Source organism: Burkholderia arboris, assembly GCF_902499125.1.
GTDB classification, from domain to species: Bacteria; Pseudomonadota; Gammaproteobacteria; order Burkholderiales; family Burkholderiaceae; genus Burkholderia; species Burkholderia arboris.
Window position 1 is genome coordinate 87,285 of record NZ_CABVPX010000011.1, and the last position, 12,755, is coordinate 100,039.

Annotated in this window: 13 protein-coding genes; 10 read left to right on the forward strand and 3 right to left on the reverse strand. The window is 68.5% G+C overall.

Translation table 11 applies throughout. The features are described 5' to 3' along the window. Positions 1–302: 302 nt before the first annotated feature. Both BLA15945_RS15520 and BLA15945_RS15525 read left to right on the forward strand, forming a co-directional pair. Complete coding sequence (locus tag BLA15945_RS15520) at positions 303–1,700, forward strand: spinster family MFS transporter (protein WP_059237540.1); 1,398 nt, start codon at positions 303–305, stop codon at positions 1,698–1,700. Positions 1,701–1,850: 150 nt separating this feature from the next. After that, the gene (locus BLA15945_RS15525) at positions 1,851–2,840 is read left to right on the forward strand and encodes a PDR/VanB family oxidoreductase (RefSeq protein WP_174992834.1); all 990 of its coding nucleotides are present in this window, start codon (positions 1,851–1,853) and stop codon (positions 2,838–2,840) included. 25 nt (positions 2,841–2,865) lie between these two features. On the opposite strand, the gene BLA15945_RS15530 is transcribed toward BLA15945_RS15525, so the two are convergent. Further along, a complete protein-coding gene (locus BLA15945_RS15530) occupies positions 2,866–3,786 on the reverse strand; it encodes a LysR family transcriptional regulator (protein WP_174992835.1) in 921 nt (306 codons plus the stop codon). Positions 3,787–3,925: 139 nt separating this feature from the next. Between BLA15945_RS15530 and BLA15945_RS15535 the strand changes: the two genes are divergently transcribed. From BLA15945_RS15535 to BLA15945_RS15545, 3 genes are all read left to right on the forward strand, one after another. Then, positions 3,926–5,209 (forward strand): aromatic ring-hydroxylating oxygenase subunit alpha, encoded by a 1,284-nt coding sequence (locus BLA15945_RS15535; protein WP_174992836.1) that lies wholly within the window; start codon positions 3,926–3,928, stop codon positions 5,207–5,209. Next, the gene (locus BLA15945_RS15540) at positions 5,206–5,709 is read left to right on the forward strand and encodes an aromatic-ring-hydroxylating dioxygenase subunit beta (RefSeq protein WP_059237543.1); all 504 of its coding nucleotides are present in this window, start codon (positions 5,206–5,208) and stop codon (positions 5,707–5,709) included. The genes BLA15945_RS15535 and BLA15945_RS15540 overlap by 4 nt, the downstream gene beginning before the upstream one ends. A gap of 65 nt (positions 5,710–5,774) precedes the next feature. Continuing rightward, a complete protein-coding gene (locus BLA15945_RS15545) occupies positions 5,775–6,161 on the forward strand; it encodes a tautomerase family protein (RefSeq protein WP_174992837.1) in 387 nt (128 codons plus the stop codon). 44 nt (positions 6,162–6,205) lie between these two features. Here the strand turns inward: BLA15945_RS15545 and BLA15945_RS15550 are convergent, their stop codons facing one another. Continuing rightward, entirely contained in the window at positions 6,206–7,759 is a 1,554-nt protein-coding gene (locus BLA15945_RS15550) for a sensor histidine kinase (protein WP_059237545.1), read from the reverse strand. A 174-nt stretch (positions 7,760–7,933) separates the two neighbouring features. On the opposite strand from BLA15945_RS15550, the gene BLA15945_RS15555 reads away from it, so the two are divergent. The 5 genes from BLA15945_RS15555 to BLA15945_RS15575 all read left to right on the forward strand — a co-directional run bounded on the left by BLA15945_RS15555 (position 7,934) and on the right by BLA15945_RS15575 (position 12,094). Next, complete coding sequence (locus tag BLA15945_RS15555; RefSeq protein ID WP_174992838.1) at positions 7,934–9,127, forward strand: acyl-CoA dehydrogenase family protein; 1,194 nt, start codon at positions 7,934–7,936, stop codon at positions 9,125–9,127. A gap of 100 nt (positions 9,128–9,227) precedes the next feature. Further along, entirely contained in the window at positions 9,228–9,605 is a 378-nt protein-coding gene (locus tag BLA15945_RS15560) for a hypothetical protein (RefSeq protein ID WP_011356094.1), read from the forward strand. A gap of 8 nt (positions 9,606–9,613) precedes the next feature. Beyond that, a complete protein-coding gene (locus BLA15945_RS15565; RefSeq protein ID WP_174992839.1) occupies positions 9,614–10,135 on the forward strand; it encodes a nuclear transport factor 2 family protein in 522 nt (173 codons plus the stop codon). Positions 10,136–10,166: 31 nt separating this feature from the next. Further along, complete coding sequence (locus BLA15945_RS15570) at positions 10,167–11,291, forward strand: amidase (protein WP_174992840.1); 1,125 nt, start codon at positions 10,167–10,169, stop codon at positions 11,289–11,291. 59 nt (positions 11,292–11,350) lie between these two features. Continuing rightward, positions 11,351–12,094, forward strand: a complete 744-nt coding sequence (locus tag BLA15945_RS15575; protein ID WP_174992841.1) for an SDR family NAD(P)-dependent oxidoreductase — start codon at positions 11,351–11,353, stop codon at positions 12,092–12,094. Between the two features lie 12 nt (positions 12,095–12,106). Here the strand turns inward: BLA15945_RS15575 and BLA15945_RS15580 are convergent, their stop codons facing one another. Beyond that, positions 12,107–12,742: a response regulator transcription factor gene (locus BLA15945_RS15580; protein ID WP_174992842.1), complete on the reverse strand. Its 636-nt coding sequence runs from the start codon at positions 12,740–12,742 to the stop codon at positions 12,107–12,109. Between the last annotated feature and the right edge of the window lie 13 nt (positions 12,743–12,755).

A 12,755-nucleotide genomic window follows, 5' to 3' on the forward strand; every position in this document is an offset into this window, starting at 1 on the left:
GGAACGACAATTTCGGACGTCGACGCAATGCGCTCTATAACGCTTATAGATGCGCCGCATGAGGCGCGCGCGCCCCGCCGCACGCGCGCTGCGCGGCGGTGCGCGCGCACGGTCTCGGTGTTTTCTTTATCCGGGTCGGTAAATGTCCGTGTGGCGCCGCTGTCACTCCGGCTATGGCGGCCGAATTTGGCCGACTACGCTGCGTCTCCGATCGTGTCACCCGCACGCTTTCGCGCCGCGACGGCGCCCGGCCCGCAAGGCCGCTGCCGCGCATTTCCACCGCCCGCTCCTGGAGAATCCGCATGTCCGCATCCACGGCCCGCGCTGCCGACGGCAAGCGCTATACGTACGAATGGTATGTCGTCGTCATCTGCATGCTCGCGTACGTCTTTTCGTTCGTCGACCGCCAGGTCCTCGTGCTGATGATCGAACCGATCAAGCGCGACCTGCACCTGTCCGACACGCAGTTCAGCCTGCTGAACGGCTTCGCGTTCTCGCTGTTCTACGCGGTGATGGGGCTGCCGGTCGCGTATCTCGCCGACCGCTATGCGCGCCCGCGCATCATCTCGATCGGCATCGCACTGTGGAGCGTCGCGACAGCCGCGTGCGGGCTCAGCCAGCATTTCGTGCAGATGTTCATTGCGCGGATGGGCGTGGGGGTCGGCGAAGCCGCGCTGTCGCCCGGCGCGTATTCGATGCTTGCCGACTACTTCCCGAAGGAGAAGCTCGGGCGCGCGATCGCCGTGTATTCGCTCGGCTCGTTCATCGGCGGCGGCGTCGCGTTCCTGATCGGCGGCTACGTGATCGCGCTGCTCAAGCATGCGAGCGCGTTCACGCTGCCGGTCGTCGGGCAGGTGCACGCGTGGCAGGTCACGTTCCTGATCGTCGGGCTGCCGGGGATCCTGGTTGCACTGCTGTTCGCCGCGACCGTGCGCGACCCGCAGCGCAAGGGGCTCGCGCAGGATCGCTCGGGCGCCGTGCGGCGCGTGTCGATGCGCGATTCGCTGCGTTTCGTCGGCACGCATCGCGCGACCTTCTCGTGCCACTACCTCGGTTTCTCGTTCTACGCGATGACGCTGTACTGCCTGCTGAGCTGGACGCCCGCGTTCTATATCCGCCGCTTCGGGATGACGGCCGTCGAAGCCGGCTACACGCTCGGCATCGTGCTGCTGGTCGCGAATACGGCCGGCGTGTTCTGCGGCGGCTGGCTCAACGACTGGCTGCTGCGGCGCGGCCGGGCCGATGCGCCGATGCGCGCCGGTGCGATCGGCGCCGCATGCATGGTGATTCCCGCGACGCTCTTCACGCAGCTCGACAGCCTGCCCGCGTCGCTGGCCGTGCTGGTCGTCGCGATGTTCTTCGCGTCGTTCCCGATGCCGACGTCGACCGCCGCGATGCAGACGCTCGCGCCGAACCAGATGCGCGCGCAGATCTCCGCGCTGTTCCTGCTCGTGTCGAACCTGATCGCGCTCGGGATCGGCACGACCGTCGTCGCGCTGTTCACCGATCGCGTGTTCGGCACACCGGCCGCGGTCGGCCATTCGATGTCGATCGTCAACGTCGCGGCGGCCACGCTCGCCGCGCTGCTGCTCGCCGCCGGTTGCCGGCACTATCGCCGCAGCCTCGATCGCGAACGCGGTCACGCATCGGCAGCGGCACCGCTGGCCGCCGGTGCGGGCGACGCGATCGCCGCGCGTTGAGCACCGACGGCGGCCCAAGCATTATCCATCCGACTGATTCCGGCATCGCTTTTTAATCGATTTGATTTATGCGACGCCCATCCCTATTCTCGATCGCATGACGGCGCGGGCTCTGCCGCGCCGCTTTCCTCCTACCCCACGGAATTTCCCATGCAAGCGAACCGCCACCAGGTCCGGATCGACGCGCTGATCGACGCGGCGCAGGACATCCGCTGTTTCCGGGTTTCGCGCATCGACGGCCGGCCGTTCGATGCGTACGAACCGGGCGCCCATATCGACGTCACCGCGCCGTCCGGCATCACGCGGCAATACTCGCTGTGCGGCAACCCCGACGAGCGCGGCAGCTACCTGTTCGCGGTGAAGAAGGAAGCGCAGTCGCGCGGCGGCTCGCGTTCACTGCACGACGACGTGGCCGTCGGCGCAGAGCTGTCGATCGGCACGCCACGCAACCTGTTTCGTCTGACGGATGACGCGAGCGAGCACGTGCTGATCGCGGCCGGCATCGGCATCACGCCGCTGCTGGCGATGGCGTACGCGCTGCACAAGCGTGGCGCGCGTTATCAACTGCACTATTTCGCACGCAGCCGCGAGCACGCCGCCTTTGTCGACGCACTATCGGCCGAGCCGTTCGCGTCGCACGTCACGTTCCACTACGGCGTCGAGCCCGATGCGCTCGCGGCCGAACTCGGCCGCTGCGTCGCGTCGATCGATGCGCAAGCGCATGTCTACACGTGCGGCCCGGGGCCGTTCATGGATGCGGTCGTCGCGGCCGCCGCGACGCGTGTGCCTGAAGGCGCGATTCACCTCGAACGCTTCGCTGCAGAACCCGTCTCCGCCGATGCGGGCCACGCCGAAGCCGGCACCGGCCCGGCCGACGGCTTCGAAGTGCGGCTGCAGCGCAGCGGGCAAACGGTGCGCGTCGCGCCCGACACGTCGATCGTCGACGCGCTCGCGCGGATCGGCATCGAAGTCGATACGTCGTGCGGCGAAGGCGTGTGCGGCACGTGCATGGTGCCCGTCATCGACGGCGAGCCCGATCATCGCGACCACTGCCTCAGCAAGGCCGAACGCGCGAGCAACACGGTGATCTGCTGCTGCGTGTCGCGCTCGCGTTCGGCAGTGCTGGTGCTCGATCTCTGAAGCGGCCGGCGCGCGCCGGCTGCCGTCACGCGTCGTCGAAACGCTCGACGATCTCGGCAAGCAGCGCGCGCATCCACGCATTGCCTTCGTCCTCGTGGAAATGCTCGTGCCAGTGCATCGTCACCGGTGCGGGCGGCAACGTGACGGGCAGGTCATAGAGGCGGAATGCGTTGTCGCGGTTCAGGATCTGCGCGAGCCGCTTCGGCAGCGTCGCATAGAGATCGGTGACCGACAGCACGCTCGGCAGCGCAACGAAATGCGGTACTTCCAGCGCGATGTTGCGGCCCACGCCCTGCGCGCGCAATGCGTCGTCGAGCGCGTGATGGCTGTGCTCGACCGACTTCACGTTCACGTGCGCGGCGCGCACGAACTGCTCGAGACTCAACACAGCGCCGGCCGGCAGCCCGCGCCGGCGGCCCGTCATGCACACGTAGGTTTCCTCGAACAGCACCTGGTGGCGCGTGCGCGGCATCAGTTCCGGCAGGTTGCCGATCGCGAAATCCAGCCGGCTCGCACGCAACGCCTCCTCGATCTCCTCCACCGGCAGCGGCTGCACGCTCAGCGTCACGCGCGGCGCGCGCTCGCGCAGCGCCTGGCAGATCGCCGGCAGGTACGCCATCTCGCCCGCATCCGACAGCGACACCCTGAACGTGCGCGTGCTGGTGGCCGGATCGAAGCGCTCCGCGTAGCGCAGCGCCACGCGCACCATGTCGAGCGCCTTGCCGACGATCCCCGCGAGCTCGAGCGCGACCGGCGTCGGCTGCATGCCCGCGCGCGTGCGCACGAACAGCGGATCGTCGAACAGCGTGCGCAACCGGCCGAGCGAATAGCTGACGGCCGGCTGCGACAGCGCGAGCCGCTCGCCGGCCTTCGTCAGGCTGCGCTCTTCGACGATCGCCTGGAATACGCGCAACAGGTTCAGATCGAGATGATCGACCGACGTCATCGTTGCCTCCATTATTTGCCGTATTTATTGACTGGCTAATTTTAGATCAATTTGACGGATATATAGCATGAGACGAGACTGGGTACTCGATACCGCGCATGACGCGGCCCGATTTCGCGACTCTTTCCCCACGACGACGATGAGCGACATTTCCTACCAGACGATCGACACCCGCGCGTTGCACGGTCTCGCGCAGCCCGACCGCATCGCGCCCGCGATGTATCACGATCCCGCGCTGTTCGAGGCCGAGCTCGACCGCATCTTCTACCGCACCTGGATCTGGGTCGCGCACGAGAGCGAACTGCCGAACCCGGGCGACTTCATCACGACGACGATCGGCCGCCAGCCGGTGATCGTCGTGCGCGACAAGACCGGCGAGATCAACGTGCTGCAGAACCGCTGCCGCCATCGCGGCGCGACCGTGTGCGAATCTCACAAGGGCAACGCGAAGGGTTTCACGTGCCCGTATCACAGCTGGTCGTATGCACTCGATGGCACGCTGCGCGCGCTGCCGTACGGCGACGGTTATGAAGGCGTGTGCGAGAAACGCGACCTGCCGCTCGTGAAGCTGCGCGCCGGCGTGTACCAGGGGCTGATCTTCGCGAGCTTCAACGACGACATCGAATCGCTCGAGGATTTCCTCGGCGGCGCGAAGCCGTGGATCGACCTGTTCATGAAACAGGGCGCCGGCTACCCGATCAAGGCGAACGGCGAACACAAGTTCAAGTTCAAGGGCAACTGGAAGATCCAGCTCGAGAACACGACCGACCTCTACCACTTCCCGGTCGTGCACAAGTCGTGGATGAAGTCGATCGACGACGAGACGGCCGCCGCGATCACCAGCTTCATGACGAGCGAGGATGCGTTCTGCCGCGGGCTCGGCAACGGTCACAGCCTCGCGGTGTTGATGCCCGAGCTGATCGACCTCGACGAAGACGACGGCGCGCCGCTGCCCGAGCGCTTCGCGCCGCTCGCGGCGAAGCTCGCCGAGCGCCATTCGCCGGAGGCCGTGCGCCGCATCGTGCGCTCGCTGATGGGCGTCGGCTTCAACCTGAACCTGTTCCCGAACCTCGCGCTGTCGATGGCGTTCTTCCGCGTGCTGCGGCCGATCGCCGCGAACGAAACCGAGATCCGCCACGTCGCGCTCGCGATGGACGGCGGCCCCGACGAAGCGAACCGCGAGCGGCTGCGCATCCACGAGCATTTCCAGGGCCCGTTCGGCTTCGGCAGCCCCGACGACGCGGAAGCCTGGGAGCGCGTGCAGCGCGGCGCGCACGCGGGCCCCGACGTGCCGATCCTCGTCAATCGCGGGCTGAACCGCGAGACGACCGCCGCAAACGGCGAAAAGACCGCGCATGCGACCGACGAGACCGGCATGCGCGAGGCGTATCAGCAATGGCGCAAGATGATGGAGCAACAATGATGGACGACCGCAACGCCCTCTTTTCCGAGCAGACCTTCGCCCGCGCGGTCGAATTCGTGTGGCGCGAAGCCGAGATGCTCGACCGCCGCGACTACCGCGCCTGGCTCGACCTGTGGGATCCGGCCGGCCACTACGTGGTGCCGATCGACCCCGACACGACCGATTTCGCGGCGACGCTGAACTACGTGTTCGACGACCAGGACATGCGCGAGAAACGCGTACAGCGGATGGTGTCCGGTTACTCGGCGTCGGCGACCGACGCGGCGCGCACGGTGCGCACCGTGTCGCGCTTCACGCTGGAAAGCAGCAGCGCCGGCACCGTCGAGCTGAAATCGGCGCAGGTCGTCGTCGCGTACAAGCGCGGCGTCGCGACGCTGTTCGCGGCCGACGTCACGCACAAGCTGCACGTCGATGCCGAAGGCGAGATGCGGATCGCCGGGAAGGTCGTGCGCCTGATCGACTCGACCGAAGCACTCAGCGCGATCGGCTTCCTGCTGTAAGCCGTGGCCGGTTCACCGCTGCACGCGCAAAGGTGAGCCGGCAACCTTCACCTTTCCGGACCACCATGCCCACACTCGAAGTTTTCCTGCCGGCCGGCCATGACGACGCGCGCAAGGCCGAGCTGATCGCCAGGCTGACCGGTGCGACCGTCGACGCGATCGGCGCACCGGTCGAATCCGTTCGCGTACTGCTCACCGAACTGCCCGCGACGCATATCGGCCTCGGCGGCCGCAGTGCCGCGGACGGCGCGCCGCCGTCGCTGCCGGTGATCGTCGCGATCCTGATCGCCGGCCGCACCGACGCACAGAAACGCGCGCTGATCGCCGCGCTGTCCAGTGCGGGCGCGAACGTGCTCGACGCGCCGCTGCAGGCGACACGCGTGATCATCAAGGACATTCCGAACACCGACTTCGGCATCGGCGGCCAGACCGCGCGGGCGCTGGGGCGCTGATCGTGCGCCGCGCGTCGCCGCCCGGCCGTGACGCGACGCAGCGGCTACGCGTGCGTGCCGGCGAGCGGCAGCGTCACGCGGCAGTCGAGCCCGCCGCCGTCGGCCGGGCTCGCGGCGATCCGCCCGCCGTGGCGCGTGACGATGCTCTTGCACAGCGACAACCCGATCCCGTTGCCGCCGGCCTTCGACGACGAGAAACCGTCGAACAGCCGGTCGTGCGCATCTTCCGCAATACCCGGACCGTTATCGATCGCACGCAGTTCGGCATGCCCGGCCACGTTCGCCGTACCGAGCGTCAGCGTGCGCGGCATGCGCTCGCAACTGGCGAACGCCTCGATCGCATTGAATGCGAGATTCAGGATCACCTGCCCGATCAGCACGCGCTCGCAGCGGATCGGCAGCGGCAGGCCGGCCTGCACGATCGCGACCGTCACGCCGGCTTCCTTCGCACGCAGCTCGATGAAGTACGCGACGTCCGCGAGGATGTCGCGCAGGTCGGCGACCGCGACGGCCGGCTCGCGCTTCACGATGAACTCGCGCACGCTCTTGATGATCAGCGCCGCATGCTCGGCCTGCCGGTCCGCGCTGCGCAGCCCCCAGATCGCGTCGTCGACGGCGCCGTTGCCGTTCAGCCGCCGCACCGCACCTTCGATGAAATTGCGCACGGCCGCGAGCGGCTGGCTCAGCTCGTGCGCGATCACGCTCGCCATCTCGCCCATCGCGTTGTAGCGGCCCGCGTGTTCGAGCAGGCGCGCTTCGGCGCGGCGCGCGTCCTCGATCGCGACTTCGTCGCTCACGTCGCGGAACTGCACGAGCAGCCCGTCGAGATCGCCTTCGATCTCGACCTGCCGGCACAGGATGCGCAGCCAGCACGACGAGCCGTCGCGCCGCACGATCCGGTAGCGCTGCGGCGCGGACGGGTACGCCGACGGCGCATCGCGCAGTTGTGCGACAAGGCGGTCGCGATCGGCCTCGGAGCAGTAGTCGAGCACCTCGCCGAGCGCTTCGTCGGCCGCAAGCCCGAGCACGCGGCGCCCCGACTCGCTGATGAACTGCACGCCGCCGTGCGGCGTCACGACCGCGATGCCTTCGTCGAGATCCTGCATGAATTCGCGCAACCGCGCCTCGTAGCGGCGCAATTGCTGGCGGACCGCCTCTTCCGCGCTGATGTCGCGGAACTGCACCATCACGACGTCGTGCCCGCGCAGCGGCACGTAGGTCGCGGTGGCCTCGGACAGCATGTCGACGCCCGTACGCGATCGATAGCACCACTCGTACACCTGCGGCCCGTCGACGAGTGCGCGATCCCATGCGCTCACCGCGATCTCGCGCCGGTACTTCGGTTCGGGGCGCGTCATGTCCGGCGCCTTCAGCGGCAGCAATTCCTCGACGGAAAAGCCGAGCGCGATGCACGCGGCGCGATTCGCCCACACGATCGCCTTCGTCTGCGCGTCGTGCAGCAGCACGCAGGTCGTCAGCGCGTCGAGCAGCCGGTGGAAATCGTCTTCGTCGGGGAAACTCATGATCGGATTCGGGTGAAGGCGCGCGGCGTCGCGCAACCGGAAACCCAACATAGCACCGGCGCGCGCCGATCGCATCTGAAGATTTCTTTAGGCCGGCACGGAACGTCACCAGTCGCGCGGCCCAACGCACCAATTGCTGCGTGTTTTCGGCGTTTCTAGACTGGTTGCATCGTCGTGCTGCCTGTCCGCAAACCCGCACGGCACGCATGCCGCCCCGCATCCGAACCCTTATTCGCCCAGGAGACAACCATGCCGCAAGCCGCCCTCGCCATCGAACCCGCGCCGTCATCGCCGTCCGTGGCAGGCAGCGAGGCCGAGCAGTTGTCGCCGCTCGACGCGGCGATCGAAACCGTCGCCGCGCGCCGCGAAGAATTCGACCGCCTGTCACACGTGCCGCGCGACGTGATCGCGCTGTTCAGGCAGGCCGGCATCTATCGCGCGGGCACGCCGCGCCGCTTCGGCGGCGACGCGCTCGCGCCGACCGCGTTCCTCGACATGATCGAGCGGATCGCGACTGCCGACGGCTCGGCCGCATGGGTCGCGAGCTTCGGCTCCGCGAACGTCTATCTCGCCGCGCTGCCGCTCGAGACCCAGGCCGAGCTGTACGCGAGCGGCCCGGACCAGGTATTCGCGGGCGGCCTGTTCCCGGTGCAGCCGGCGCAGGCCGCGCCGGGCGGCTGGCGCGTGAACGGCACGTGGAAATTCGCGAGCGGCTGCAAGGGTGCCGACTGGCTCGGCGTCGGCATTGCCGTGCCGGGCGCGCAGGATGCGGCGCCGAACAAGCCGCGCACGGCCGTGTTCCGTGCGGCCGATGTCGAGATCGTCGAGAACTGGAGCGTGGTCGGCATGCAGGGTACCGGCAGCCATGACTTGCGCGTGAACGACCGCTTCGTGCCCGAAGCGTGGACCTTCGTGCGCGGCGGCGAGCCGACCGTCGACGAGCCGCTGTACCGCTACCCGACCGTTGCGTATGCCGCGCAGGTGCTGGCCGTCGTCAATCTCGGCCTCGCGCGCGCCGCGCTCGATGTCGTGAACCGGATGTCCGGCGGCCGGCAGACGACGACCGGCGCGCCGCGTCTCGCCGATCGCGCGTACTACCGCATCGAGCTCGCGAAGGCCGAGGCGCAACTGCGCTCGGCGCGCGCGTTCTTCTACGACGCGACCGACACCGTGTGGCAATCGATCCTCGCCGGCAACCCGGTGACGCCCGAACAGGTCAGCCTGCTGCGGCTCGCCGCGACGCAGATCGCACGCGAAGGCGCGAGCGTCGTCGAACGCGCGTACCGCCTCGGCGGCACGGCGGCGATCTATCGCACGCACCCGCTGCAGCGGCTGCTGCGCGACGCGATGGTCGTCACGCAGCACGCGTTTCTCGGCGAAGGCAACTTCGACGGCGCCGGCGCGGTGTTCACCGGTGTCACGCCGTTTCCCGGCTATCTGTAACCTGCGTCGCCCGAACGATTTTTAACGCGCATGAAGCCCATGCCGAAGCACCGTCGCCGGCCGCTTCATGCGCCCCACCGATTCCTCTGGAGAACCCGATATGTCCGATTCGAATCCGCTGCCGCTGCGCGTCCTGTTCTGCTGCGGCGTGTCGCAGAACTTCTTCGACCTGCCGCGCGAGAAGATCGGCGAAGTGTGGCAGGCGTACGGCGCGATGCTCGCGGCCGTCGAAGCGATGCCCGGCGTGCGCGTGCTCGGCGTGATGGACGACGACCGCCTCGTGGTCGGCCAGGCCGACGGCGCGCCGTGGACGTTCTACATCATGGCCGACGTCGCCGATTTCGACACGACGGTCGCCGTGTGCAACCTGTATCGCACGACGCCCGTCGGCGAATACAACCTGTGGCGCTACGGCAAGATCGAAGCACGCGTCGGCCGCGCGCTGACCGTGCCGCCGGCCGCGAAGCCCGCGGCGTGAGGCGTGCGATGACCGACCTGTCACCGGGCCTGATCGACGCGCTCGCGCAGCGTATGGCCGCACTCGACGCCGAGCGCGCGGTGCGTGCGACGATCACGCGCTACATGGCGCTGTGCGACGTGCCCGAAGACGCGGGCGACGGGCCACCGCTCGCCGAACTGTTCACCGCCGACGCCGTGTGGGAAGGCATCGGCCCGCAGTACGCGCAGAAGTTCGGCCGGCTCGAGGGCACGGCCGCAATCGTCGCGATGCTCGGCCGCTACCTGCCGCCCGATCCGCATTTCTCGGCGAACCTGCATTTTCTGACATCGGAGTCGATCGAGATCGGCGCCGGCAACGCGAGCGCGCGCGGCCGCTGGATCATGCTGCAAGCGTCGCGCTATGCAGACGGGTCGGCCGACCTGATCGCCGCGCGGCTGACCATCGATTTCGCGCCGGCCGCCCACGGCGCTGCGTGGCTGATCCGCCATTTCCGCACCGAGCGCGTACTCGACGGCCCGTGGCCGCTCGCCGCCGCGCCCCGGTCCTGATGCACTCCACCGCTTTCTCACGATACCGACCATGACAGGCTTCATCGACACCTTCACGCTCGGCGGCCCCGGCCCCACGATCGCGATCAAGGACACGATCGACATCGCGGGCCATCCGACCCGCGCCGCAAGCCGCGCGCTCGCCGATGCGCCGCCGGCCGCACAACACGCCGATGTGGTCCGCCTGTTGCTCGACGCCGGCTGGCAGATCGCCGGCAAGGCGAACATGCATGAACTCGCGTTCGGCATGACGGGCATCAACGACTACACGGGCACGCCGGTCAACCCGCAGGACGCCACGCGCATTCCCGGCGGCTCGTCGAGCGGCTCCGCGTCGCTCGTCGGGCTCGGCGCCGTCGATGCGGCGCTCGGCACCGACACGGGCGGCTCGATTCGCGGGCCGGCCGCGTGCTGCGGCGTGGCCGGGCTGAAGCCGACCTTCGGCCGCGTGTCGCGGCGCGGCGTCGCGCCCGCCGACACGACGCTCGATTGCGTCGGGCCGTTTGCACGCGATATCCGCACGCTCGCCGCGGTGATGGCCGCCATCGCGCCGGGCTTCGATCGCGCACAGGCTGCGGCCGCCGTGGCGGGCTGCACGGTTGCGCAAATCGCGGTCGAAGCCGATCCGGCGATCGCTGCCGCGCTCGATGCGGCCGTCCGCGCGTCGGGCCTGTACTCGCAGCAGGTCACGCTCGACGATATGCCGGCTTCGTTCGCGGCAGGGCTCACCGTCATCAACGCGGAAACGTCGCGCGCGTTCGGCCATCTGGTCGAAACCGGCCAGCTCGGCGTCGATCTCGATGCGCGCCTGCGCACGGCCGCGACGACGACACCTGCGGCACGCGCGGAAGCCGAGGCCATCCGCGCACGCTTCACCGCGCAGGTCGATGCGGCGCTCGAACACGCGGACGTGCTGGTGCTGCCGACGCTGCCCGCGCTGCCGATCACGCTGCGGCAGGCACGCGACGGCGTGTCGGTCATCGCGATGTCGTCGCTGATCCGCCCGTTCAACCTGAGCGGCCATCCGGCGCTCAGCCTGCCGCTGCCGATAGCAGGTTCGCCGCTGAAAGCCGGGCTCCAGATCGTCGGGCGCAAGGGCGCGGACGAACAGGTCTGCGCGATCGCAGCGCACTTCGAAGCGGCACTCGCCGCCTGAACCACGATGCGGGCGCCGCTTCAACCGGCGTGCGCCCGCAAACCAGGGAATCACGCACCATGTCAGATCGAGTCGTCCTCGTCACCGGCGCCGCGCGCGGGCTCGGCGCCGTCATCGCCGAACGCTTTCACGCAGCCGGCTACCGCGTCGCACTGGCCGATATCGCCGCCGACGCCATTCGCGCGCATGCGCGCGACCTCGACCCGAGCGCCGAACGCGCGATCGCGCTGTCACTCGACGTCACGTCGAAACGCGATTTCGAAGCCGCGCGCGATGCGCTCGTCGCACGCTGGGGCACGATCGACGTGCTCGTCAACAACGCGGGCGCGTCGAAGGTCGTGCCGGCGATGGAGATCACGGCCGAGCAGTTCGACCAGGTGATCGACGTGAACCTGCGCAGCGTGCTGTTCGGCTGCCAGGTGTTCGGCCAGTATTTCGCGGAACGCGGCGCGGGCCGCATCGTCAACATCGCATCGCTCGCCGGCCAGAACGGCGGCTCGGCGACGGGTGCGCACTACGCGGCCGCGAAAGGCGGCACGCTGACGCTGACCAAGGTGTTTGCACGCGATCTCGCCGCGCAGGGCGTGACCGTCAACGCGATCTCGCCGGGCCCGCTCGACCTGCCGATCGTGTACGAAAGCGTAGCGCCAGAAAAACTGCGCCAGGTGCTGGCAAGCCTGCCGGGCGGCAAGCTCGGGTCGGCCGCATTCGTGGCGGATGCAGCCGTATTGCTCGCGTCGGGCGACGCGCACTTCGCGAACGGCGCGTGCTGGGACATCAACGGCGGGCTCTACATGCGCTGAGCGCGACAGCCCCTATCGCGACGACTCCCCGCCGTCGCCCCACACGACCATCACGTCGCGCACGAGCGCGGCGATCGACGTCGCGCCGAGCTTCTCCTTGATGCTCGCGCGATGCACGTCGACGGTCTTCACGCTGATCGACAGGTCCGACGCGATCTGCTTGCTGCCCTTGCCGTCCACGACGCCGCGCAGCACTTCCTTCTCGCGCGCCGTCAGCGCATCGAGCCGCTGGCGCAGCTCGCGGTGGCGCTGGCTCACCGCATGCCGCTGCTGTGCGAGCCGCAGCGCGCGCTGCACCCGTTCGAGCATCTGCTGCGAGTTGTACGGCTTCTCGACGAAATCGATCGCACCGTTCTGCAGCGCGCGCACCGACATCGGAATGTCGCCGTGCCCGCTGACGAAGATCACCGGCAGCGTCGCACCGCGTGCATTCAGTTCGGCCTGCACGTCGAAGCCGCTTTTCTCCGGCATCCGCACGTCGAGCACGAGGCACGCGGGCAGGTTCACGTCGAAGCGTGCGAGAAAATCGGCGGCGTTCGCGAACCCTTCGGACGCGATGCCGACCGATTCGAGCAACCACGCGAGCGACGTGCGCATGCCGCTGTCATCGTCGACGATGTATACGATCGGTGCGGGTGACGTCGTCATCGCGGGTGTCTCG

What these genes read in the sequence shown, in the direction of transcription:
- BLA15945_RS15555 (WP_174992838.1), top strand. Translation starts at nt 7,934, where the DNA reads ATGCCGCAAGCCGCCCTCGCCATCGAACCCGCGCCGTCATCGCCGTCC.
- BLA15945_RS15535 (WP_174992836.1), top strand. Translation starts at nt 3,926, where the DNA reads ATGAGCGACATTTCCTACCAGACGATCGACACCCGCGCGTTGCACGGT.
- BLA15945_RS15565 (WP_174992839.1), top strand. Translation starts at nt 9,614, where the DNA reads ATGACCGACCTGTCACCGGGCCTGATCGACGCGCTCGCGCAGCGTATG.
- BLA15945_RS15525 (WP_174992834.1), top strand. Translation starts at nt 1,851, where the DNA reads ATGCAAGCGAACCGCCACCAGGTCCGGATCGACGCGCTGATCGACGCG.
- BLA15945_RS15570 (WP_174992840.1), top strand. Translation starts at nt 10,167, where the DNA reads ATGACAGGCTTCATCGACACCTTCACGCTCGGCGGCCCCGGCCCCACG.
- BLA15945_RS15550 (WP_059237545.1), bottom strand. Translation starts at nt 7,759, where the DNA reads ATGCGATCGGCGCGCGCCGGTGCTATGTTGGGTTTCCGGTTGCGCGAC.
- BLA15945_RS15520 (WP_059237540.1), top strand. Translation starts at nt 303, where the DNA reads ATGTCCGCATCCACGGCCCGCGCTGCCGACGGCAAGCGCTATACGTAC.
- BLA15945_RS15530 (WP_174992835.1), bottom strand. Translation starts at nt 3,786, where the DNA reads ATGACGTCGGTCGATCATCTCGATCTGAACCTGTTGCGCGTATTCCAG.
- BLA15945_RS15540 (WP_059237543.1), top strand. Translation starts at nt 5,206, where the DNA reads ATGATGGACGACCGCAACGCCCTCTTTTCCGAGCAGACCTTCGCCCGC.
- BLA15945_RS15560 (WP_011356094.1), top strand. Translation starts at nt 9,228, where the DNA reads ATGTCCGATTCGAATCCGCTGCCGCTGCGCGTCCTGTTCTGCTGCGGC.
- BLA15945_RS15545 (WP_174992837.1), top strand. Translation starts at nt 5,775, where the DNA reads ATGCCCACACTCGAAGTTTTCCTGCCGGCCGGCCATGACGACGCGCGC.
- BLA15945_RS15575 (WP_174992841.1), top strand. Translation starts at nt 11,351, where the DNA reads ATGTCAGATCGAGTCGTCCTCGTCACCGGCGCCGCGCGCGGGCTCGGC.
- BLA15945_RS15580 (WP_174992842.1), bottom strand. Translation starts at nt 12,742, where the DNA reads ATGACGACGTCACCCGCACCGATCGTATACATCGTCGACGATGACAGC.